Annotated in this window: 17 protein-coding genes and 3 pseudogenes; 14 read left to right on the top strand and 6 right to left on the bottom strand. The window is 37.9% G+C overall.

The genetic code is table 11. From position 1 onward, the window contains the following. Window positions 1–735: 735 nt before the first annotated feature. The 3 genes from TY21_RS05105 to TY21_RS05095 all read left to right on the top strand — a co-directional run bounded on the left by TY21_RS05105 (window position 736) and on the right by TY21_RS05095 (window position 3,897). Window positions 736–2,163: a deoxyribodipyrimidine photo-lyase gene (locus tag TY21_RS05105; protein ID WP_042243615.1), complete on the top strand. Its 1,428-nt coding sequence runs from the start codon at window positions 736–738 to the stop codon at window positions 2,161–2,163. Between the two features lie 225 nt (window positions 2,164–2,388). After that, window positions 2,389–2,970: a thioredoxin family protein gene (locus tag TY21_RS05100; RefSeq protein WP_042243611.1), complete on the top strand. Its 582-nt coding sequence runs from the start codon at window positions 2,389–2,391 to the stop codon at window positions 2,968–2,970. A gap of 21 nt (window positions 2,971–2,991) precedes the next feature. Continuing rightward, the gene (locus TY21_RS05095; RefSeq protein WP_042243608.1) at window positions 2,992–3,897 is read left to right on the top strand and encodes a TIGR01777 family oxidoreductase; all 906 of its coding nucleotides are present in this window, start codon (window positions 2,992–2,994) and stop codon (window positions 3,895–3,897) included. On the opposite strand, the gene alr is transcribed toward TY21_RS05095, so the two are convergent. Beyond that, the gene (gene alr / locus TY21_RS05090; protein WP_042243606.1) at window positions 3,894–6,419 is read right to left on the bottom strand and encodes an alanine racemase; all 2,526 of its coding nucleotides are present in this window, start codon (window positions 6,417–6,419) and stop codon (window positions 3,894–3,896) included. The two genes, TY21_RS05095 and alr, sit on opposite strands and share 4 nt — an antisense overlap. Window positions 6,420–6,617: 198 nt before the next feature. On the opposite strand from alr, the gene TY21_RS05085 reads away from it, so the two are divergent. Then, window positions 6,618–6,911, top strand: a complete 294-nt coding sequence (locus TY21_RS05085; protein ID WP_079980002.1) for a transposase — start codon at window positions 6,618–6,620, stop codon at window positions 6,909–6,911. A gap of 85 nt (window positions 6,912–6,996) precedes the next feature. Here the strand turns inward: TY21_RS05085 and TY21_RS05080 are convergent, their stop codons facing one another. Together TY21_RS05080 and TY21_RS05075 are read right to left on the bottom strand one after the other, a co-directional pair. Further along, complete coding sequence (locus tag TY21_RS05080) at window positions 6,997–7,419, bottom strand: hypothetical protein (RefSeq protein WP_130589562.1); 423 nt, start codon at window positions 7,417–7,419, stop codon at window positions 6,997–6,999. A 198-nt stretch (window positions 7,420–7,617) separates the two neighbouring features. Then, window positions 7,618–8,471 (bottom strand): annotated as a pseudogene (locus tag TY21_RS05075) (IS5 family transposase). A 619-nt stretch (window positions 8,472–9,090) separates the two neighbouring features. On the opposite strand from TY21_RS05075, the gene TY21_RS05070 reads away from it, so the two are divergent. The 4 genes and pseudogenes from TY21_RS05070 to TY21_RS11455 all read left to right on the top strand — a co-directional run. Further along, window positions 9,091–9,297 (top strand): type II toxin-antitoxin system RelE/ParE family toxin, encoded by a 207-nt coding sequence (locus tag TY21_RS05070; protein WP_232044329.1) that lies wholly within the window; start codon window positions 9,091–9,093, stop codon window positions 9,295–9,297. Then, window positions 9,284–9,601 carry a DNA-binding protein gene (locus TY21_RS05065; RefSeq protein WP_042243601.1) on the top strand — a complete coding sequence of 106 codons (318 nt, stop codon included), beginning with the start codon at window positions 9,284–9,286 and terminating at the stop codon, window positions 9,599–9,601. Before TY21_RS05070 ends, TY21_RS05065 begins: the two co-directional genes overlap by 14 nt. Before the next feature lie 159 nt (window positions 9,602–9,760). Further along, window positions 9,761–10,762 (top strand): hypothetical protein, encoded by a 1,002-nt coding sequence (locus tag TY21_RS05060; protein ID WP_042243598.1) that lies wholly within the window; start codon window positions 9,761–9,763, stop codon window positions 10,760–10,762. Window positions 10,763–10,836: 74 nt separating this feature from the next. Further along, window positions 10,837–11,055, top strand: a pseudogene (locus TY21_RS11455) (IS5/IS1182 family transposase); the annotation flags it as partial. Between the two features lie 44 nt (window positions 11,056–11,099). Here TY21_RS11455 and TY21_RS05055 read toward each other — a convergent pair. Next, window positions 11,100–11,445 (bottom strand): annotated as a pseudogene (locus TY21_RS05055) (helix-turn-helix domain-containing protein); the annotation flags it as partial. 564 nt (window positions 11,446–12,009) lie between these two features. On the opposite strand from TY21_RS05055, the gene TY21_RS05050 reads away from it, so the two are divergent. The 4 genes from TY21_RS05050 (at window position 12,010) to TY21_RS05035 (ending at window position 19,819) form a co-directional block, all read left to right on the top strand. Beyond that, the gene (locus TY21_RS05050; RefSeq protein WP_130589561.1) at window positions 12,010–17,478 is read left to right on the top strand and encodes an RHS repeat-associated core domain-containing protein; all 5,469 of its coding nucleotides are present in this window, start codon (window positions 12,010–12,012) and stop codon (window positions 17,476–17,478) included. A gap of 12 nt (window positions 17,479–17,490) precedes the next feature. After that, complete coding sequence (locus TY21_RS05045) at window positions 17,491–18,042, top strand: hypothetical protein (protein ID WP_042238778.1); 552 nt, start codon at window positions 17,491–17,493, stop codon at window positions 18,040–18,042. Window positions 18,043–18,473: 431 nt separating this feature from the next. Continuing rightward, entirely contained in the window at window positions 18,474–19,025 is a 552-nt protein-coding gene (locus tag TY21_RS05040; RefSeq protein ID WP_042238775.1) for a hypothetical protein, read from the top strand. Window positions 19,026–19,468: 443 nt separating this feature from the next. Continuing rightward, window positions 19,469–19,819: a hypothetical protein gene (locus TY21_RS05035; protein ID WP_130589560.1), complete on the top strand. Its 351-nt coding sequence runs from the start codon at window positions 19,469–19,471 to the stop codon at window positions 19,817–19,819. A 190-nt stretch (window positions 19,820–20,009) separates the two neighbouring features. Here TY21_RS05035 and TY21_RS05030 read toward each other — a convergent pair whose 3' ends face one another. Together TY21_RS05030 and TY21_RS05025 are read right to left on the bottom strand one after the other, a co-directional pair. After that, a complete protein-coding gene (locus tag TY21_RS05030) occupies window positions 20,010–20,843 on the bottom strand; it encodes an IS5 family transposase (RefSeq protein ID WP_130589559.1) in 834 nt (277 codons plus the stop codon). A gap of 25 nt (window positions 20,844–20,868) precedes the next feature. Beyond that, the gene (locus TY21_RS05025) at window positions 20,869–21,297 is read right to left on the bottom strand and encodes a transposase (RefSeq protein WP_052354625.1); all 429 of its coding nucleotides are present in this window, start codon (window positions 21,295–21,297) and stop codon (window positions 20,869–20,871) included. Window positions 21,298–22,022: 725 nt separating this feature from the next. On the opposite strand from TY21_RS05025, the gene TY21_RS05020 reads away from it, so the two are divergent. After that, on the top strand, window positions 22,023–22,472 hold the full coding sequence (locus TY21_RS05020; protein WP_042243316.1) for a hypothetical protein: 450 nt from the start codon (window positions 22,023–22,025) through the stop codon (window positions 22,470–22,472). 12 nt (window positions 22,473–22,484) lie between these two features. Next, a complete protein-coding gene (locus TY21_RS05015; protein ID WP_042243318.1) occupies window positions 22,485–23,036 on the top strand; it encodes a hypothetical protein in 552 nt (183 codons plus the stop codon). Window positions 23,037–23,220 lie beyond the last annotated feature (184 nt).

Here is a 23,220-nt window from a genome sequence, read left to right as displayed (position 1 = left end):
TGATAAGAAATTATCCTGACATACTATGGTGTAGATATTTCGATGAGGCCCTATTGCATCGTCAGACAGAATAAGAAGCCAAACAAATTCTACAAATGCTTGGAAAGCGAATGGAGAAATGTGGTTCGCTGCTCTAACCAAATAAAACAAAGGTTGTCTACTGCAAAGATACAAATCGTAAAGAAAAATACAAAGAAATCAGATTTGATTTTTTAGGATATACTTGTCGACCAAGGGAGGCCCAAAATAGCAAACGAAATAGGATAGTAGTAAATTTTACATTAGCAGTAAGTAAAACAACGCGGAAATCTATGAAAGTAACTATAAGACGATGGAATATAAGAAATAAAACAGATTTTAAGCTTGAAGATATAGCCAGAAAGTATAATTCAGCCATCCGAAAATCTTTATTATCTTTTCGAGGTTTTATGATCTAAAGTAAACTATTTTTTAATAAGTTCTGAATAAGATCGGGATCATCAACCCTCAAAGGTTTAATCAGCCAGCGAATTCATCCTCTCTGGTTGCGCTTGATAGTGAGAATCGTTCTTAAGGTGCATAAATAGCGCTATACTTATCCCATCATTTAACTTATCTGTGACACCAGCCGTTATAATTCCTAGTCTATTTAACCTCCTTCTTTAAAAATTACGAATAGAAAAAATAAAATCCGTTTCTATTTTATAGATAGAAGTAGGCGTTGCATCTAAATAACCTTTAATTTATAAATTAGGTATGACTGACTCTACTATTATTTGGTTTAGACAAGATCTTCGCTTAGAGGATAATCCTGCATTACAGGCTGCCCTTCAAAAAGGAGCCTCTATTCTTCCTGTTTACATTTATTCTCCCGAGGAAGAAGGCGATTGGCCGCCAGGTGCTGCCTCACGATGGTGGTTACATTACTCTTTACAAAGCCTAGCCGATGAATTGTTGAAAAATGATCTACATTTAGTTATCCGTGCGGGCAATACACAAAAAATTTTAGAAGAACTTTGCCAGTCTACGGGTAGCACTTCCATCTTCTGGAACAGACGTTATGAGCCGGCTGTTATTAAAAGGGATGCGCTTCTAAAAAGCCATTTTCATGAATTAGGAATCGAAACTAAAAGTTTTAATAGTAGCTTGCTTTTCGAGCCTTGGACTAACCTTAATAAAGAAAAAAAGCCTTTTCAAGTTTTTACTCCTTTTTGGAGAGCTTGTCAGAAATTGCCTGATCCTCCACTTCCTCTTGCCTGGGAACCTAAAAAAAAACTTGTCTCTATTCGTGTGGATAGCATGAGTATCGATGAGCTTAACCTTCTTCCTCATATTCACTGGGATAAAGGTATTCAAGCCACATGGAAGCCAGGATCCTTAAATGCAAAAAAAGCTTTAATGGATTTTATAAAAAATTCTATTTACGAATACAAAAATCTAAGGGATAGGCCTGATTTACCTGGAGTCTCACGCCTTTCTCCTTACCTTCATTTTGGCGAAATAAGCCCTCGTACAATTTGGCATACCATTAAAGAGCAGTGCGATCTTAGTAAAGAAGGGGTTGAGGCTTACTTGCGGCAATTAGGATGGAGAGAATTTGCTTATCACCTTCTTTATCATTTTCCTCACACTTCTAAGGAACCTTTAAGAGAAGAGTTTAATCAATTCCCTTGGGATAATAATCCCGATCATTTAAAAGCATGGCAGAAAGGCCAGACTGGCTATCCTTTTGTTGATGCAGGTATACGGCAAATGTGGAGAATCGGATGGATGCATAATCGTTTACGGTTAATTGTAGGTTCTTTTCTAGTCAAAGACCTATTGATAGCATGGCAAGAAGGCTTTGCTTGGTTCTGGGATACCCTTGTAGATGCAGATTTAGCCAATAATACCTTAGGCTGGCAGTGGGTGGCAGGTTGTGGGGCGGATGCCGCGCCTTATTTTAGAATATTCAATCCCATCACGCAGGGAGAAAAATTTGATCCAAATGGAGATTTTGTGCGGCAGTGGGTGCCCGAGCTTGCCGCTTTACCTAATGAATGGATTCATAAGCCTTGGGAAGCCCCAGAAAAAACATTAAGAGAGGCTGGCATAGAGCTAGGAGTTACTTACCCCAAGCCTATTGTGGATCATGTAAAAGCCCGTGAAAAAGCACTGGCAGCTTTTCAAGAAATAAAAAACTAGCTTATCCATTCTTTTGCTCTGCAATTCATTCTAATTCTTGTCTACACTTTCTCTTTAGCAAAATTATTTAAAAAAATGGTGCATTTGCTTTATCAACAGTTTTTGAGAGAAAATTGAGAAAAGCTCGTAGGCTTAATCGATTATTTACACCATGCTCTGTATATAAAATTGACTTTTTTTAAATTTTTTCTGATACTTAAATAAACCTTAAAAAAGGCTTTATTTATGCCATTTACTCTACCTATAGGAGCCTCAGCTCCAGATTTTTGCCTGCCAGCCACAGATGGAAAAAACTATTCCTTAAAAGATTTTGACTCTGCTTCTATCCTAGTCATTTTCTTCACATGCAATCACTGTCCTTACGTGACAGGATCCGATGATGTGACTCGCCAGACAGCTGAAAAGTTTAAAAATGAGGGAGTAGTTTTTGTAGGCATTAACTCCAATAGCGCAGCCACCATTCCTGCCGATTCCTTTGAACATATGCAGGAGAGAATGCAAATCCATCATTTTCCTTGGTATTATCTTTATGATGCTTCTCAGGAAGTAGCTAAAGCCTATGGGGCCCTGTGCACACCTCACTTTTTTGTTTTTGATCAACAACGCAAGCTCATTTACACGGGTAGAGGAGTTGATAGTCCCAGAGATACCTCTAAGGTGAGGCAAAATGATTTAGAGAAGGCCATAGCAGAGCATCTGGCGGGTGGATCTGTAACTACGCCTTTAACAAATCCTATAGGCTGTAATGTTAAATGGGAAGGTAAAGAGCGTCATTGGATGCCAAGCGATGCTTGTGACCTTGTCTAAGACAAGCTTAAAGGAGTTTTAATGAAAATTTTGGTTGCTGGTGCTTCCGGGTTTATAGGAAAAAGTTTAGTCATAGCCCTTATGCAAGCAGGCCATTATGTAAAGATACTAGTGCGTAAAAATACAGGCTTAGCTAAAAATGAAATAAGCTGGGCTCCTGAAAAAGGAGCCATTAGTGATAACGACCTAGAGGGCATCGAAGGAATTATCAATTTAGCCGGTGATAACATTTTTAAAGGACGTTGGACAGAAGCTAAAAAGAGATCTATTATTGAAAGCCGCCTTCAGGCCACTCGTACTCTTGCAAGTTGTCTTTTTCGCTTGAAAAATCCTCCCAAGCTTTTCATTAATGCTTCTGCGATAGGTTATTATGGAAACAGGGGAGATCTTCTTTTGACTGAAGAGAGTTCAAATGGCACGGGATTTTTAGCTCACGTTTGCGAAGAGTGGGAAAAAGCTACACACGCCCTAGAAACGATGGATGTGCGTGTAGCCTGCCTGCGTTTTGGAATCGTCCTTAGCACTAAGGGGGGAGCTTTAGCTAAAATGTTGGTAGGATTCAAATGGGGAATTGGCGGTAGAATTGGATCGGGACAGCAATATATGAGCTGGGTAATCTTAGAAGATGTTCTTGCTGTGATTTTGCATGTTTTGAAAGCAGAAAAATTGAAAGGTCCTATTAACGTGGTGGCTCCGCACCCTGTCACCAATGATGTATTTACTAAAACGTTAGGAAAAGCACTCGGTCGACCTACCATTTTATCTTTTCCCAGCTTTGTCTTACGGGTCGTGTTGGGTGAAAAAGCCGAAGAGCTGCTTTTATCCAGTCAGCGCGTTTCATGCTCGAAATTAATCGATTCGGGCTATACGTTTCTCCATAGTAACCTTGAAAAAGCACTTCCTCAGCTTCTTGCGCAAGAGAGTTAGCTTTTTTGGTTAGTTTCTTCATGGATAAATATTCGCTGAATACGAGGTCCTAAGCAGGTAATCAATTCATGGACAATCGAATCTCCCTGGGAAGCTACTTCTTCAGGAGCAAGATATTGGCCATGCTCATCCTCACCAAAGATCAATACTGCATCTCCAATGGCTACATTCTCAATATCCGTAACATCTACCATCATAAAATCCATACAGATTTTTCCTACCATAGGTGCTTTTTGCCCTCGAATGAGAACATACCCTTTTCCACTGTAATGGCGATGAAGGCCATCAAAATATCCAATAGGAAGGACAGCGATTATTTGTTTATCCCGTTCTACGAGGTAACTGCGGCCATAGCTAATGGTATCGCCTGCTTTGCAATAATTAATGCCCGCTATCCTTGAAACAAGCGTAAGAGAGAGTCGCAATTCCATTGCCTGGCGGGTAGCTTCTGAGCAGTGGAGTCCATAGATAGCTAAACCCACGCGAACCATGTTATACTGATTAAAATCAAATCTAACAACTGCGCTTGAGTTTGAGGCATGGTAATAGTTAGCTGCAATATGATGCTTTTTTAACTGGGCAATGACAGCATCAAAGCTCTGCGCTTGAGCCAATGTAAAAGAGTCTTGCTTGGGGTCATCAGCACAGGCAAAATGGGTCATTAAGCCTTCTAAAATAAGATGGGGGCAATCTTTGATTAAAGTCGCAAGCTCAAAGGCGTTGTTAGCTGGGCACCCTAGGCGATTCATTCCTGTATCAACATGCAAGTGTACTCGAATGCTTTTATTTTGTTTAGAAGCCTCGCTTGCTAGGGCAGTAATAAATTCCTTTTCACTTACCCCCACTTCCAGCTCCCATTTAACAATTTTTGCAATTTCATAAATAGAAGAATGGATCACAAATATTGATTGCTTAACGCCAGCTCTTTTAAGGACTACCCCTTCATCTACACAAGAAACGCCCAAGATATCAACTCCGCAGGTGGATAAAAATTTTCCTATGCGTATCTCCTCGGTGCCGTAAGCTAACGCTTTAACCATCACCATAAGGCGCGTGTTAGCTCCTACCTTATGGCGAATGGTTGCAATGTTGGATTGTATAGCAGCAAGATTTATAAAACATTGATTGCTGGCTATACTATCATTAAAAATTTTTATTAAATTATTTAATGATTCTTTACGTTCATTTTTGATGACTACATAATCATTGCCTTTTATATGGGCTTGCATCTGCTCAAGGGCATCGCGATAGCTATTGTAATGGCAAATTTCTAAAGGACTTTTTGCTTGGTTAGCTATGTTAATGATTTCTTGAAAATCATGCGAGCCAACTAAAGCTAGCATTTGCACTTTATTTTTTATAAGAGCATGGCCTATGCGCCTATATTCCGAAGTGTTATTTTCTTTTTTTCCTCGTATGCCACCAAAAATAAATATCCTACGCTGTTCATTAGAGGAGTGCTCAAAATGTTTAAGGGCTTGATCAACAGATTGAGGATCAGAGCTATAAGTCTCATTGATAAATGTTGCGCCTATTGGCGACTTCCATATTTCTGTGCGCATTGGCTCTAGGATATAGTTACAAAGGACCTCTTTGATTACCTCAGCAGAGACTCCCAGGAGCCAGGCAGCTTTAACTGAAATGTTAAGAAGATCCATGAAATAATAGAAGCCAGCATTAATTCTTTCTTTTAAATAAGTTCCGCAAGGAAATTTAATGCCATAAAGCATCTCTGCATCGTAAGGTTTGTTTAAAAGATGAGCATGGGGAAGAAAAGGACTTTCTCTATTCCAAAAATAGTAAGGAGCTTTAATTTGCTTTAAATAAGGCTCGAGAAAAGGAGTTTCAGGGATAAGGGCCCATTTATTTTCAGGAGGGACAGTTATAAGCTTAACAGTTTCTGCTACAAGGGCCTGTTGGTTGCCGAAAGTGATCAGATGCTTTTTGCCTAAATGAGTGAGTATACAGGCTTGAGGATGAATAATTTTTGCTAAGTGATCCATTTCATTATCTTGGGACACCGCTGCTTCTATCAGCGCAATCTCATGCTGTTGAGAGATGTTGAGAATGCTTAAAGGCACGCCCACTTGGCTATTAAAGCTACCAGGAGATGCTATTACTCTTTTGGTAGGTGCTATCATCGCCTGTAGCAAATCTTTAACCATTGTTTTACCATGCGTACCAGTGATGCCGACTATAAAGGGCTTAAGTTGATGTCGATAGGCCGTAGCTATCTCTTGGAAAGCTTTTAAAGGATCTAAAACACGTAAAAGATTAATAGCAGGTAACTTGGCTGGTTGCCAATCATCGCGTACAATTGCAAAGCGTGCGCCTGCTATGGCTGCTTGTTCAATATAATCATGACCATCTTCAACTTGTCCTGGTAAAGCTACAAATAGTGCATGGGGAGAGGAAATTAAGCGAGAGTCAATGCAGATTTGATCCACAATAGGGGAGCCTATATAAGCGCCAGATAGGGCTGCAGAAAAGCCTTCCCAAAGTCTTAGGTCAAATGGATCCATAGCCAGTCAGTAAGTAGGTTAGAGGCACTATAACTTATTCATCATAGAAATTCAAGATAGAGAAGTTTTTGTGGATAAATCTCTTGTAACTTAGCTCGGCACTTTCCACAAGGTTATAGGAAAAAAGTGGATTTTAGAATTTAGTTTTTGTGCAAACATTAATCAAAATTTTTACGAATATTTATCTACTATTTTCTGATGAATAGAATAAAGAAATATTGTAGCAGCCTTATTCAAGATAAGAAAGTGGAGCCAAATAGCAGCATGGGTAAAGCGATTTTCTATCTAAATATCCACTGGGAAGTATTTACCCTGTTTCTGGGTATTCCTGGAGTCTTATTAACTAATAATATCGCAGAGCAAATGATGAAAAAAGCTGTTTTGAATCGCAAAAATGCATATTTCTTTTGCAATGAAACTGGAGCTAAAATTGCCGGCATCCTTATGAGCGTGATGGAAACTTGCGCTCTCAATCAGGTCGACTCCCTATAATTTTCTAATTGCAATTCAACATAATACCAAAACGATGTTCGCCGGAATCTGAAATTTTGGCTCTCTTGGAGCTATGAAAAAAGACTTAAGGAGTTTCAGTCAACTCTCCTGCAATCACAACCTCCTCCTCTTTGACATCATGAATCTTATTGATTAAGTCATCGATAATGTCTTGAACTAAATCTTCTAGCAATGCCGCATATTTATTAAATTCTGGCCATAGTGTATTGTTAACAAAGGTTGAATCTGCGCGAAGCATAACTGTTGTGTTTTTCTGTCTTTTATAACGGTACGTCTGAATTTGAAACTTATTGCAAAGGGCAACAAACAGTTTTTTCTTCCACTCGTTTCTAAGGTGAATTGTATATTCAAGAGGTTTTTCAACTAGTTCCTGCTTATGTCGTTCTAAAATTCTGTTTTTAGCAAGGGTAGCAGCATGCTTTTCACCTTCACTTTTGCTGCTCGCAATCAGAGCTTCGATTTTTTTAATTTTTTCTAATATGTCCATACTTACATAGTATTCCATTAGAAATTTTATTTAAATGATTTTCTTTCCTGATTTTCATTCCTGGAAACAGCCAGACCATTGATAAACAAGACTTTCTCCAATTTGAAGGTTATTCGTTAAGCATGCTCACCGCAAGGGCACCTTTCTCTAAAGAACAAAGGAAAAAAGGTCAGTATCAAAATTAGACTTCTTGAGTAATTAAATTTTAATTTCATAGCTGTAGATCATCGCAATAAGATTAAAGCGCAAACCCAACCTTCTTCTTCGATTCCTGTATCTATCGCTTATGATTTTAAATCTTTTCAAACTCCCAATCAGATTTTCGTTTACCACTCTTTCCGAAGAAATTGCTTGGTTTTGCTTTTTTTCTTCCTGAGTTAACGGTTTTCTCTTTCTAGATTTTTTTGGTAGCCTGGAGTTTCTTTGAAGTTTTTTTATACCTGTATATCCACTAGCGGTTATCAGTCCAGCGCACCTTATTTTCTTTAAACAACCTATAATCATGCTTTTTACCATTACTAAAGGCCGTATAGATAACTTTCCTACTCTTCTTATCGACTACCACCTGACTTTTTAGGGTATGCCTTTTCTTTTTTCCTGAATAGAAATGCTTCTGCTTGTTGTTGCGATTCCTTATCTTTTTTTTCTTTAACTCTTCTCTTAGGTCGCTCTACAGGTGATTCTGATGCATCTATAAGCACTACTTCATATTCACTATCCTTTTCCAAAAGAGCTTTCTTTCCAGGAAGCGAAAATTCCCCACTTTTAATTAATGTGTCTTTCACCCATCTACATGCTCGATAGCAACCACTTTCGCTCAATCTATAACTTCTACCTAAATGAAAATAAGTTCGATATTCTCTTAAATACTCCAACGCCATCAAAAGCTTGTCTTGGATACTTAGCCCGCCTCTTCTTCCTGCTCTTCTGTATCTTCTGTTTTGTGCTTCTACTAAAACCTCGACCATTCTTTCAAATGTTTCACGCTTTACTCCTGTCAGGCTTCTAAATTGTTCGGCAGGCAGCACTTTAAGCTCCTCATATTTCTCCATATCTTTTTCCTTAGTTTAAAGGATAAGAAAATAGCAAAAATTTAATTAAGCAAGAAGTCTAATCTATTCTAGGCTATTTTGCAGCGAGGCAACATAGCAAATATTACTCATTGCAACACTTTAACAGGCCTTTAACAGAAAAGAAGACGTGATGATAAGTTAGATTTTTAGGTAGGCGTCGCATTTAAAGCAAAAAATTCAATTTTGCCAAGTCATTCTTAATTATTTAATGACTTTTTGCATAGTATCACCAAAAAAGTAGATCTTAAATTTTGGCTTCTTGAATTTAAAGTTGGATGAAAGAAAGATGATTGTAAGACTGCTTGAACCGTTTTTTTGTGCGTCACTTGCAGTGCTACATAAATTAACAAATCCCTACTGGGTACACTTCGGACTTGTGACAGGTTAGCGTTCTCTCAAGAGCTGTCAATGCGTTCATTTTTAGTGGCTTAGATTTTATTTGAAAGTGATGTATCTCAAAGGATGCAATAAAGTTATAGGGAAATTGAGATTAAATTCTACGTAACTCCTTCCGCCGCAACCCTTTTGACGATTGGTTTGAAAGCATTCAAGAAATGCATACAAGATCCAAGATTCTTACGCGTTTAGCCCGAGTGAATTGGGAAATTTTGGGGGCTGTAAGTCACTAGGCGATGAAATAGCGGCATTACGAATTCATTATGGTCCAGGGATCCGGATTTACTACTTCAAAATAGGCAACAAAGTGATATTGCTTCTGTGTGGAGGGAATAAGGAATCACAGTCTAGAAATATTGATAAAGCAAAGGAATATCAATCTAGGGAGAAAAAACATGGCGAAAAATAAAAAATATGAAGATTGGCTTCTTGAAAAGCTTAAAGATCATGATCAAGCTGTTGCGTATCTAAACGATGCTTTGGAAGAAAGCCTTAAAAGCGACGAAGAGTCCCAGCAACTCTTTCTTATTGCTCCCCGCAATGTTGCAGAAGCTCAATATGGTATTGGTGCTCTCGCTAAAAAGGTTCAAGTAGGGCGTGAAAGTCTTTATAAAACTTTTTCAGGCATAGGTAACCCAAAATGGCATACACTTGTTTCTCTTTGCGTCGCGAGGGGGCTTAATTTAAGATTAATTCAGATTCTAAGAAATTAATTTATTGAACAAAAAATATTATATTTATTGAGTGAGTTAGCAGAAATATACTATTTACAATTTATGTTTATTGAAGTATAGTAATCATGTTATAAAAATAAATTCTAACATTAACTTTTTAATATATCAATTTTTTCGAAACAAAAAGAGTAGTATACTATGATGAATATCAATTCAATAAAATTACCTTCTTTTAATGGATCAATTTTTTTCAAAATAAAAAAGGAAGAATTTCTAGATTTCATTACTTGGGTCTTCTTTCGCTTATCTCTTCTATGGGATGCAAGGCAACGAGAAGAATATCACCAATTTTTTGAAATCAAACGTCTTAGCGTTGCTGAAAATACCCCTGAAATGACCAAGCTATTTAAAGATAAAGTTCTTGCTCTTTGTCAAAAAATTTCTGATGAATCGATCACGCAGCACATGAAGCGACTCAATCATGGGAAGTTAGGTTACCAACTATATTTTAATACGGTTGGAGATAACCAAGCTTGCATTAAAGCCCATGAGGTATTTGAAATGCTATCTATGAAATGGGAAAGGGGCGTTCCGTTTAATCGAGATAGGTTTTCAGCATTTTGGCCTGCACATAAGCAAGCTATCCGTATAGAAAATATTTTCCTTCAAGCTTTAGCTTTTGAAAAAGAAATCCTTCTTTCTAAAGATGCTCTTGAATACTGTCGTATTTATGATGATATGTCTTTAAGCTTTCCTATAAGTTGTTCTTCTTTCTTCCTTAATTTAGAAAGAACGGAACAGAATCTTACTAAAAACATCGAAGCTATGCCGAATGATCCTAATGAAATCGATGATTTTTGTGACTTTTTTTCTCAATTTCTGACACATTGGTCTCCTCGTTTCAGAATAGGCCTTTGCCAACGGTATTTATTCTCTCAATTATTCAGAAAATACCCAGACAAAAAATTTGACCTCATCATTCTTCTTCGCGCCCTAGAAAAAGATGAGATCTATCATAAATATTCACTAGAAACGATTCTTGCTAATTTGAAAGTTCATTTACAAAACTTCAATCTACCAGAATATTGGAGAGAAAAATTAATCATTGAAGATGACGAATTTTTTATTAGAGATCCTATATACATTCCTTTCGAAATACATGAATACTATAGTTACCTAAAAAACCGCTTCATAATCTGAAGAGATTTTTTATTAGACTTCTTGCTTAATTAAATTTTTGCTATTTTCTTATCCTTTAAACTAAGGAAAAAGATATGGAAAAATATGAGGAGCTTAAAGTGCTGTCTGCCGAACAATTTAGAAGGCTGACAGGAGTAAAGCGTGAAACATTTGAAAGAATGGTCGAGGTTTTAGTAGAAGCACAAAACAGAAGATACAGAAGAGCAGGAAGAAGAGGCGGGCTAAGTATCCAAGACAAGCTCTTGATGGCGTTGGAGTATTTAAGAGAATATCGAATTTATTTTCATTTTAGCTTCCAATGCTTTCAAGACGTTGTTGAAAGGTCTCAAGATTGTATCTTTAGCCAAACAGAGCGCACACCTCCTGGCGAAATAAAAATTCCTTGTTTCTTAAGTTCGTTACATACTCTTAACTGCCCATAAGCAGGCTTTTGAAGAGCAAAATCAACCACACCTTTTTCGATAGACTCATCCACTCTGTTTTTTATGCAGGGTTTTTTACGCGTCATATCCTGAAGAGCTACCTCTCCACCTGTTTCATAAAGTTCTTTGAATCTATAAAAGCTATCTCTTGAATATCCCATCATCTTACACGCTTTAAGATACATTTCCTAATGTTTCAGCTAGCTTTAAAACACCAAGTTTATTTTTTATAACTTTTTGATGATTTGCTGAATTTGACATTTTGACACTCCTTATTGATTTAAGTCGCTCACTTCAACTTCCCTGTTATCACTTTTAATGAGCAACAGAGCTTCAAGCTTCATGACTTATAAATCGTGTTTCCTTTATTTTTATCACAAATGTCAGGTTAAGTCCTATTCTATTACAAAAAATAAAGGAATGATAGGGGCGTTTGCTTAATTGGGAGCGGTATGAATTGAGAGGTTCCCGTACCGTTCTACGAGAGGCTTGTGGGGAAGTTCCTCAGGTCGGCTCACCAGTATTACAAAATCGATAAAGCAAAATACTAGCCTTAAGAAGTCTCCAACCAAAATTGTTCGTTCTCAAAGAGACCATATTTTTGCCTCTTTTATCGCTTATTGCAAGCTTGAATTTCTCATAGTCAAAACTTCACTTAATCATTTTGCTCTAGAATATAGGCTAATCCTTAAAGCTAATCAGATGGCTTATCAAGAATTGCAAACTTTACAGAAAAATTTTATGTCTGCGTAAGTTAAATTAAAATTTTATTGCTACCAAACCACTTCCTTTGTATAAGAAAATTTTTATCTTTTGGAAGAATAGATGCGAAATTTTCTTTTAATTTTTTTCTTATGCAGTGTTTGCCTACCTCTTCAAGCGACTGAAGAACCTGTGGGCTTGGCAAACTTTAATTCCTCCCAAGAAACCCTTATAGGCGAGCAAAATATCGCCACTTTAGGTGGGGAGCCTTCAGCTATGGTAGACGGATGCGTTAACGTCATCACGGGTACCTTTATCGATCATGCTATTGATCTATGGACCCCAGGTCCAGATCCTCTCTATATAGAGCGTATTTACACCCATACCAGCGGCTGGAGCATTAACGAGCCAGAAAATGTAGAAATGCTTGGCGGCAGCTTAAACAGAGTTGTTCACGAAGAAAAAGGCATGAAGACTTTATATACCAATACCCTAATTGGGCGCACCCTTTTCATCAATGCAACCAATTACAGTCAGGGGTTGACCAATTGCTCTAGAGGATTTATCAGTGGGAAAAGCAATCCTCATAATCTTCAGATGCAAATTATTTCTCCTAAACCAGGTACTTTTGCCGTGTACTTAAGAGATGGTTCAAAAAGCCTTAAATATTTTGGTTCTAGTCATCGCACGCCACTTTCCCTGACTGAGATTCGCTATCAAGATGGGCTTACTTATGAACAAAAACCTTATGGAATTAAGACGCAGTATACCTATCAAAAATCCCCTTTAGGGTGGAAAATTGATGAGATAAGTAATACGAATAGCCTTAAGCAAGATTTAGGGAAGATTCACTTTGAATATGATAATTTTAAGCTTAATCCCCGCATGGTAGCCTATGCCAATCAAGATAAAAGCGGAAGCTGTGAATATCTTTTCAGCAATTATCCGGCCAGACATGACCTCCATCAAGTGATTTCTACTCACGCTCCCAAAATCTGCTATTCTTACGATGATACTACCCACCGCATGAAACAAAAAGCCCTACCCAATGGTCGCTGCAAGCAAATTGAATATTACGATGAAACCAACCCTTACGCTTATACTAAAAAACCTTTAACTTTTTACGATGGATGTACTTCCCCTTATGAACGTGTATCTTGTTTAAAAGCTGCTGTAGGAACAGATCAAACCCTGCACCCTACCCATCGCTTTTACTATGAGGTAAACTTTATCAACCGTAAAAGTCGTATTTATAGCTATCCAGGTGGGACGACCCGCGTGCTCGATCTTCATAACCAAGAAACTCGCTATCATTATGACTCAAAAAGACGCTTAACAGGCATCGATAAGCTGTTAGACGCTAATCTTTATCGCACGCAAAGTTTTTTTTGGAGCTCTTTGCCAATTTTAGAGGGATGTTTAACAACTAAAACCCTACAAGATGGCCAGGGTAACTTACTAAGCAGCCGCTATTACGATTATGACAAAAATGGAAATATAAAACATGAATGGTTGCTTGGAAATCTTACGGGGAATGCAAAGGGCCCTGTGCTAAATAAAGAGGGCATTCCTATAGCGGGACAATATGACAGCTACATTCGCACTTATGAGTATAGTGATGATGGATATAACCATTTATTACGTGAGCAAGATGGTTGTAAAGAGATCGTTTACGTCTATTACCCTAAATCTGCTTTACTCCATAAAAAATTCATGCGCGTGAATAACAAAATTATCTATCGCGAATTTTATACTTATAACAGCAATGGTTCGATCACACGCTATGTTTATGATGATGGGCATGCTTTAGAAGAAGAGGATCTGGCAGGTATCACAGAGCGCCATAGTGTGTATACAAGCTATCGCGATCAATTTCCTGTGGGTTTACCTGAAATTATTGAAGAAAAGTATTTAGACCTTGCCCTTAAGGAAGAGATTTTACTGCAAAAAACTCAAAATTTCCATGATCATCAAGGGCGTATAACCCAGCAGACACATTTTGATAGTAACGGGCAGCCTCGCTTTACTTTGCATTGGGATTACGACGCCCATGGAAATATTCTTAAAGAGACTAATGCTTTAGGGCATACCTCTTTCTATCAATACGATGAAAACGACAACCTTATTTTTGAGCAATACCCTGGCAAAGATTATCATACTGTGCATGAATATGACTTTTCTAATCGACGCATTTGTTCTAAAGATATCCATGCTGATCAAACGTTAACGACCCATTATGCTTATAATGGCCTTAGCCAAAAAGTAGCGATGACCAATTGGCAGGGAGAGACCACTCAATACACTTACGATCATTGTGGACGTTTAATCAAAACAATCTATCCAAAGCTATTAGATTCTCATGGCCAACCTTATCAGCCTTTTGAATGTATTGAGTATGATATTGCCGATAACCCTATCTGTAAAACTGATCGTCGAGGTTTTAAAACAACTTTTAATTATAATATCCGAGGCCAGCCCTCCCTCATCCAATATCCTGATGGATCTACCGAAAAGAATGCATATACCCTTGAAGGATATCTTGCTAAAAGCATCTCCTTAAATGGAGTGGTTACCCAGACAGAGTATGATTATTTAGGAAGAGCTTGTCGGCAAATGACTTTTGCTCCTACAGGGGAAAAGCTTAGCGAAACCACTACCCATTACAATCATTTTCATAAGATAGCCGAAGTGGATGCTGGAGGGCAATCTACTTATTATCAATACGATGCTGCTGGTCGTCTGGCCAGCATGGCGAAAAATGAGGCAAAAACTGTTTATCAATATGATGCCTGCCAACGGCTCGCTAAGACTTTGGAATATTTTGGCTCCGAGGAAAAAGACTATATTGCCAACGTTAAAGAGTATGATGCTAAGGATCGCCTTATCGAAGAGCGAACCGAGGATGCTGAAGGACAGGTTTTAACTAAAATAGGCTATCTTTACAACGAGCAAGGCCAGCCCATCCAAACAATTTCTTATCATCAATCAAAGCCTGTTATCACCTTTACCCACTATAATGCCTATGGGGATGTTGCCACTTTGATTGATCCTCAAGGACATACAACACGCACCCTCTTTTATTATCTTCACCTTAATCAAGAGGGCCAATATGTATATGCTAAAGAAACCATCGACGCCATCGGCCAATCTTTTTTTCAGGAGCATGATAGCTGCGGGCAGGTTCGCTTTGCAATTCGTCGCGACCCTATGGGCGTTATCCTGCAAAAACGTGAGTTTTTTTATGATGCAGAAGGACTTTGCTGTAAACAAATTGAGCATGTGTTGACTCCTCATCAACCTGATCGGCTGGTCACCACTCATTTTGAGTATGACTTTGCCAAAAATCTGATCAGTTGTACGGAAGCCGTAGGAAGTCCTGAACAAAAGCAAACAAAGTATGTCTATAATGCTTATAGACAAAAAGAAAAAGTTATCAAACCCGATGGGATAGAACTTTACTACGCCTATGACTGGCTAGGTCGCCTCACCTCTTTTTCCTCCACTGATAACTCTTTGCATTACTGCTATACTTATGATGCTAACTCTAATGTTGTAGGTGTGGAGGATAAGCATACAGGAAAGTCTACCACGCGTATTTTCGATAAAAATAAACGTTTGGTCCAAGAAACTTTATCCCATGGGTTAACTCAAAAATATAGTTACGACAATTTAGATAGAATCCAGGAAATTATACTTCCAGACCATTCTTCTATTCAATACTCTTATAAATCGCTTTACCTTCATCAAATTAGTCGAGGCCCTTATCGACACACCTATCAGCATTACAATCTTTCGGGGGCATTAGAAGAGGCTAAATTGATGGCGGAAGCAGGCACGATTCAATACACTTACGATGCCTATTCTCGTCTGATTAGCATTTCGTCTAAGTCCTTAAAAGAGGATATTCCTGATAACGGTTTTGATCAAGTGGGCAATCTTTTAAAAAGAACAACCCTCGACCCAGTAGGCAAAGTAAACAGTACCTATACATACGATGCTTTATATCAGCTTCAATCCGAAAAAGGCTTAGGGGATCATATTTATCGCTACGACTCCCTCAATAATATGGTGGAGAAAAATAAACGTCCCCATACCGTTAATGCTCTCAATCAGCTCCTTCATGATGGCTTAGACCCACATGTCTACGACCTAAATGGAAACCTTATCCGTAAAGGCTCTTTAAACTTATCTTACGATGCATTAGATCGCTTGATTGCCATTCATACCCCTACTCATCAGGTCACCTATGCCTATGATGAGCTTAACCGCCGTTTAAGCAGCACCTTTTATTCCTGCTCTAAAGTTGAAAACACGTGGATACCTGAGAAAGAAATTCGTTACATGTACCATGGACTTAACGAAATTGGCGCTTGCGACTCTAAAGGCAACATTCAGCAATTGCGTATATTAGGTAGAGGTAAAGGAGCTGAAATAGACGCTTCGGTTTTGCTAGAACTCCAAGGTAAGGCTTACATACCCATCCATGACACGTTAGGCAATATCCGCCTACTGATTAACGCCAAGACCCATAGCATAGAAGAAACTTATCGATATACCGCTTATGGGCAAGAATCTATCTATGGCAAAAATAATAAGCTTATCAAGCAATCGATCAACCCTTGGCGTTTTTCTTCTAAACGTGTGGACGCTGAAACCCAGTTTGTTTACTTTGGACGCCGCTATTACAACCCCGCCACCACACGCTGGGTAACTGCAGATCCTTTAAGCTTTGAGGCTGGCCCTAATCTATATGCCTATCTTTTAAACAATCCTTTAAATGATAGAGACCTGTATGGATTAAGAAGTTCCAGTCCTAGCCGTGGGGAAAAACACCGCGAAAGTGTGATCATGTATGGCAAAGAGCGCGCCTCTTATAGAATAGAAAAAACACCCATTAGAGAAAAAGGTGAAAATACAAAAAGCCTGCCTAGAGTTAGCTTTACAGATAGGTTTGAAAGAAAATTTGTGCGCTGTGAAAGCTCCTCATTAGCCGTATTGCTAGGGAGTAAATCGGAAAATTTTCGTCTAGGTGTTCATAATGGCATTATGACAACCCAACTAGAGGCTATTAATAATGCCATCCACCTTAGAGAATTAGGCTGGGAATATTCGATAGATGTTATCCATAATGCTACGCATAATTTGCTTAACGATTGTATTGAATCAGGCTTAGGTTTATGTTATACAGCTACTACGCCAGTACGCGTTAATCATGAAACATGGAATAAATTCTTTGACGAATATCCACGCGGAGAGTATTTTCAAATTTGCCATAGCCAAGGGGCCATAAATGTCAGAAATGCTCTTTTAAGTTATGATGAAAAGCTACGTAAGCAAATTACTGTGTTAGCCATTGCTCCAGCAGCTTATATATATGCTGACTCCTGTAGGAAAGCTTATCACTATCGGGCACAAGCTTGGCGCGATCCTATCCCTTATATTGATGTAGGAGGCTTAATACGGAGTAAACGCGACACAGTGACCTTAAATTCTTGCCCAGGGGCCGCTTTTCATGACCATTCTTTCCAAAGCCCTACGTATGAAGGAGCAATAGATGACCATATTAGTACTTTCCTTAAAAATAGAAGATAAGGACGACAAATTATGAATAAAATTCAAGTTCCCATTTGTATCATTTTAATGTTCATATTATCTGGTTGCGTATTGAGCTTATTGGATAGCTATGAAGAGCCTGAACAGGCGAAATTTGTAGGCGACATTTTAAATAGCGTCTCCAAAAAGCTCCAAAAAAAATATAGTATGCGTACCATTGGTACAGGCATAGGCATGCCTGGCGGAGTGGTAACCATGTTAGCCTTAAGTTTTGAAAAAACGGGCCCTCTAACCAAAGAAGAAGGGCGTGCAATTATCGTAGGGTGTGTAGAGGAAATGATTCAAACAGTAAATAAGAATGAAAAAATTAGACCTTATTTAGAAAATTATCCCTTTACCCCCAATAACGTTGAAATTAGGCTTTTTTTAAAGACAAAAGATGGAAATAAAATTTATGAACCTGATTATGGTGTAATTTCTGAAATCGATGGATCAGTTAACTACAAATATAAATCTTCAGAAAACCCCAAAAAAAATTCAAAGATAGAGGAAGAAAAGTTTGAGGAAGCTTTGAAAATGGTTCAAAATGAAAGTAAGAAATAAATTTATATTCGCATTTATATCGCTTTAAGCCACCTGATCTGGTGCTGTACTAAGCTTACTAGATAGCTATAAAGAAGCTGAACAGACTAAACTGGTAGGCGAAATTTTAAGTAATACGCTTATAAAGCTGGGCGTGCATACCCAATCCTCTCAAAGCTACCAATCGCTTCAGGGGATGCTTTTATAAAGTATGGAGGTGCATAAAGGCGTATGAGAATTCGCCAAACATTCCAGGCAAACTCTAACATGTGCACCATAGGTACAGGTACAGGCATGCCTGATTGATACAGAGTAAACGCGATACAGTAACCTTAAATTCTTGCCCAGGGGCCGCTTTTCATGACCATTCTTTCCAAAGTCCTACGTATAAAAAAGTAAAAATAGACCATATTAACTCTTTTCTTGAAGATAAAAGGTAACAACAAAAAATTATGAATAAATTTCATGTTCCCATTCTTATCATTTTAATGTTCATGCTATCTGGTTGCGTATTGAGCTTATTGAATAGCTATGAAGAGCCTGAACAGGCGAAATTTGTAGGCGAAATTTTAGATAAAGCTTCTAAAAAACTTCAAAAAAAATATAGCATGCGTACCATTGGTACAGGCATAGGCATGCCTGATGGAGTGGTGACTATGCTAGCGTTAAGCTTTGAAAAAACGGGCCCTTTAACTAAAGAAGAGGGACGTAGAATCATTGTAGATTGTGTACAAGAAATACTTCAAATTATCAATACTCATGAAAAAATTAGACCTTACTTAAACAATTATCCCTTCAGTGCTAGAGATATTGAAGTTAGGATATTTTTGGAAGATAAATTCAGAAACAATATTTTTGATCCAAGCTATGGGGTGATTTCCTCAATAAATGCTTCTATCGATTACAAGTATACTAGTGCTGAAAATCCTAAAAGGTACATGAAGATAGAGGAAGAAAAATTTGAGGAAGCTTTGAAAATGGTTCAAAATGAAAGTAAGAAATAAATTTATATTCCCAATTTTATCGCTTTAAGTTGTCTCATCGGGTGTTGCATTGAGCTTGCTAGATAGCTATAAAGAAGCTGAACAGGCTAAACTGGTAGGCGAAATTTTAAGTAATACGCTTATAAAGCTAGGTTTGCATACCCAATCCTCTCAAAGCTGCCAATCGACTTAAGGGGATAGTTTTATAAAGTAGGGAGGCGCATGAGGGCTAGCTTAAAGGGGTATGAGAATCCGCCAAACACTCCAGGCAAACTATAACGTGCGCACCAAGGGTACAGGTACAGACCTGCCTGATTGATACGGAGTAAACGCGATACAGTAACCTTAAATTCTTGCCCAGGGGCGGCTTTTATAGCCATTCCTTTCAAAGTCCTACGTATGAAGGAGCAATAGATGACCATATTAGTACTTTCCTTAAAAATAGAAGATAAGGACGACAAGTTATGAATAAAATTCAAGTTCTCATTTGTATCATTTTAATGTTCATATTATCTGGTTGCGTATTGAGCTTATTGGATAGCTATGAAGAGCCTAAACAGGCGAAATTCGTAGGCGACATTTTAAATAAAACCTCTAAAAAACTTCAAAAAAAATATAGCATGCGTACTATTGGTACAGGTATAGGTATGCCTGACGGAGTGGTGACTATGCTAGCCTTAAGTTTTGAAAAAACGGGTCCCTTAAGCCGAGAAGAAGGGCGTAGAATCATTGTAGATTGCGTACAAGAAATGCTTCAAATTATCAATACCGATGAAAGGATTAGACCCTACTTAGTTCGACCTGATTTACCCTAAAAAACTTCATCATTGCATCAGTTTTAGAAAGGAAAAATGTAAATTTCTTTTTAGGGATAAGCTAAAAAAGTAGAAATCCAAGAATTCTTGTTAGTGAGAATGAAAATTGGCTAAAATTTAAGAGTTTTAGCGTAGGAGGTAGCCTTCAAGATAGGTTTTTAAAGCAATTTAAAGAAGAAATTAAGCTTTTTTAGCCTGAATAAAGACGTTTGGGAGAATTTTGAGCGACTAGCCAGTTATAGATTAAACGCATGTTATGGCCAATCCCACATAAAATAGCGTTATAACGGTCTCCCCATGAGCCTTTAAGATAGTTGCGACCCAGTTTACCATCATTCTTCATATGGCCGATATGAGGTTCTATGGCTTGGCGCCTTTTAAGTTGGGACTTAATCCACTGTGTAAGGCCTTTTCTTTGTCCAGAGATAAAAATGGTTTTACCTTTTACTGTATGGCCTCGATAACCTTTATCTACAAATGCTACTTCAATATTCTTGCCGCTGTTGTTTTGAGCATTTTTAATAGCTTCTTCAAGGGTGTGCCCATCGTATGGGTTGCCATGAATGGCTCTAAGATCTAAAGCTAATCCTTCTTGATGAGTGATGACTAGCGAAGCTTTACAGCCAAATTCATATTTTTTCTCTACTTTACCTTTAGCAATACATTCTACATAGGGTTCATGCAGGCTATAAACTTTACGAGAATCATTTCTTTGTTGAGCATAAATACGCTTGATAATTTCTAAAAGATAAGAGCTTTCTGTCTCAAGAGTTTGCCCTTCTGTTTTTCTTTCAAAATCACGAATTAATCTTCCTAAATAATTATGCAGCCTTTTTTCTTCTCTTTTAGCTCTTTTCAGCTGACGGGCATGGGCATAGCGAGCACGCATGCACAATGCTGTTTTAGCTAGCTTTTTGTAGGTTTGGCGCAAAGTGATTTGGCTACTATCGGCCATTTTTACAAGCGCTTGAATAGACTTAAAGTAAAGTTTAGCATCGGTAGGAAAGGCAATAGCTTTAGGCATTACGGTTGTATCAGCAATGACTTTTTTAAGGCTTTTTTTTTACTGCACCTGTCAAAACAGCTGCTGCAATCGTCCCTTGTAAAATCTTGCTAAGTCCAGCTTCGCCTAATCTATGCCTCCATTTAATTAAAGAAGTAGGGTGGATAGGCAGCGCATGATGCCAAAATTCATACCCACAAAAGTATTGCCAATAAGAATTTTCTACCCATCGATGCACCACATTTTTATCCGAAAGTCCATACATATGCTGTAAGATAAAGAGCCCTACAACTAGCCTTACAGGCTTAGCTGGCTGGCCTATCTTTTCTACAAACAGCTTATCAAACTCTTCTTCCAACTGCTTCCATTCTATCAATTTGGATAGCTGGATGAGAGGATGATTGGGGTTAAGTTCATCGCTAAAGCGGGATTTAAAAAGACGACCTTGTTGGTTATCTAACTTGATTGGTTTCATAGTCAACTTTGCAAGAAATTAAGAGCTTTATAATGATTTAGGCGTAAACAAATTATAGCAATTTGGGAGAAAAAATGCTCTCAAAATATTGTTCAAGCATGAAACACCCTTTAAATCATGTCAAACTACTTAAAAAATTATCCCTTTACCCCTAATGATATTGAGATTGCAATTTTTCTGGAGGACCCCTCAGGCTACAATATTTATTACCCACATTTCGGGGCTCTTTCTTCTACAAAAGCCCAAATAGACTATATGTTTACCGCTTCTGAAAACCCCAACAGATACATGAAGATAGAGGAAGAAAAGTTTGAGGAAGCATTGAAAATGGTTCAAAATGAAAGTAAGAAATAAATTTATATTCCCAATTTTATCGCTTTAAGCCGTCTATCTGGTGCTGTACTAAGCTTGCTAGATAGCTATAAAGAAGCTGAACGGCTAGCCTGGTAGGCTAAATTTTAAGTAATTGACCTTATAAAGGTAGGCTTGCATACCCAATCCTTTCAAGCTACCAATCGACTTCAGGGGATGCTTTTATAAAGTATGGAGGTGCATAAGGGTTAGCTTAAAGGCGTATGAGAATCCGCCAAACATTCCAGGCAAACTCTAACATGTGCACCATAGGTACAGGTACAGGCATGCCTGGCGGAGTGTTAACAATATTGATTCAAATTTTATATTTCTTATTATACGCTTTAAAAAAGCCTGCCTACTCAGCCCTCTAATTGATTAGCGATTGTGTTGAATCAGGTTTAGGTCTATGTTATAGAGCTACGCCTCCAGTACGCGTTAATCATGAAACATGGAATAAATTCTTTGACGAATATCCACGCGGAGAGTATTTTCAAATTTGCCATAGCCAAGGGGCTATAAATGTCAGAAATGCTCTTTTAAGTTATGATGAAAAGCTACGCAAGCAAATTACTGTGTTAGCCATTGCTCCAGCAGCTTATATATATGCTGACTCCTGTAGAAAAGCTTATCACTATCGAGCACAAGCTTGGCGCGATCCTATCCCTTATATTGATGTGGGAGGATTAATACGGAGTAAACGCGACACAGTGACCTTAAATTCTTGCCCAGGGGCCGCTTTTCATGACCACTCTTTCCAAAGCTCTACGTACAAAAAAGTAAAAATAGACCATATTAACTCTTTTCTTGAAGATAAAAGGTAACGACAAAAAATTATGAATAAATTTCATGTTCCCATTCTTATCATTTTAATGTTCATGCTATCTGGTTGCGTATTGAGCTTATTGAATAGCTATGAAGAGCCTGAACAGGCGAAATTTGTAGGCGAAATTTTAGATAAAGCTTCCAAAAAGCTTCGTTCAAAGTATGATATGCGTCCTATTGGTACAGGCATAGGCATGCCTGATGGAGTGGTGACTATGCTAGCCTTAAGTTTTGAAAAAACAGGTCCCTTAAGCCGAGAGGAAGGGCGTAAAATCATTGTAGATTGCGTACAAGAAATACTTCAAATTATCAATACTCATGAAAAAATTAGACCTTACTTAAAAAATTATCCATTCAGCGCTAAAGATGTTGAAGTTAGGATATTTTTGGAAGATAAATTTAGAAATGATATTTTTGATCCAAACTATGGTGTGATCTCTTCAATAAATGCTTCCATCGATTACAAGTATACTAGTGCTGAAAATCCTAACAAATACATGAAAGTAGAAAAAGAAAAGTTTGAGGAAGCTTTGAAAATGGTTCAAGATAAAAATAAGAAATAAATTTATATTAGCATTTATATCGCTTTAAGCCACCTGATCTGGTGCTGTACTAAGCTTGCTAGATAACTATAAATAACCTGAACAGGCTAAATTTGTAGGCGAAATTATAAGCAATACGCTTATAAAGCTAGGCTGCATACCCAATCCTCTTAAAGCTACCAATCGACGTCAGGGGTTGCTTTTA

The organism is Neochlamydia sp. S13 (genome assembly GCF_000648235.2).
Lineage (GTDB): Bacteria > Chlamydiota > Chlamydiia > Chlamydiales > Parachlamydiaceae > Neochlamydia.
Note: the sequence above shows the minus strand (reverse complement) of the source record. Positions and strands in the feature narration are given on the sequence as shown.

Bases quoted from the DNA above. Each gene is read 5' to 3' on its own strand.
- TY21_RS05030 (WP_130589559.1), bottom strand. From the start codon at position 20,843: ATGCCTAAAGCTATTGCCTTTCCTACCGATGCTAAACTTTACTTTAAG.
- TY21_RS05085 (WP_079980002.1), top strand. From the start codon at position 6,618: ATGAATAGAATAAAGAAATATTGTAGCAGCCTTATTCAAGATAAGAAA.
- TY21_RS05045 (WP_042238778.1), top strand. From the start codon at position 17,491: ATGAATAAAATTCAAGTTCCCATTTGTATCATTTTAATGTTCATATTA.
- TY21_RS05100 (WP_042243611.1), top strand. From the start codon at position 2,389: ATGCCATTTACTCTACCTATAGGAGCCTCAGCTCCAGATTTTTGCCTG.
- TY21_RS05105 (WP_042243615.1), top strand. From the start codon at position 736: ATGACTGACTCTACTATTATTTGGTTTAGACAAGATCTTCGCTTAGAG.
- TY21_RS05080 (WP_130589562.1), bottom strand. From the start codon at position 7,419: ATGGACATATTAGAAAAAATTAAAAAAATCGAAGCTCTGATTGCGAGC.
- TY21_RS05065 (WP_042243601.1), top strand. From the start codon at position 9,284: ATGGCGAAAAATAAAAAATATGAAGATTGGCTTCTTGAAAAGCTTAAA.
- TY21_RS05060 (WP_042243598.1), top strand. From the start codon at position 9,761: ATGATGAATATCAATTCAATAAAATTACCTTCTTTTAATGGATCAATT.
- TY21_RS05015 (WP_042243318.1), top strand. From the start codon at position 22,485: ATGAATAAATTTCATGTTCCCATTCTTATCATTTTAATGTTCATGCTA.
- TY21_RS05035 (WP_130589560.1), top strand. From the start codon at position 19,469: ATGAATAAAATTCAAGTTCTCATTTGTATCATTTTAATGTTCATATTA.
- TY21_RS05025 (WP_052354625.1), bottom strand. From the start codon at position 21,297: ATGAAACCAATCAAGTTAGATAACCAACAAGGTCGTCTTTTTAAATCC.
- alr (WP_042243606.1), bottom strand. From the start codon at position 6,419: ATGGATCCATTTGACCTAAGACTTTGGGAAGGCTTTTCTGCAGCCCTA.
- TY21_RS05040 (WP_042238775.1), top strand. From the start codon at position 18,474: ATGAATAAATTTCATGTTCCCATTCTTATCATTTTAATGTTCATGCTA.
- TY21_RS05095 (WP_042243608.1), top strand. From the start codon at position 2,992: ATGAAAATTTTGGTTGCTGGTGCTTCCGGGTTTATAGGAAAAAGTTTA.
- TY21_RS05050 (WP_130589561.1), top strand. From the start codon at position 12,010: ATGCGAAATTTTCTTTTAATTTTTTTCTTATGCAGTGTTTGCCTACCT.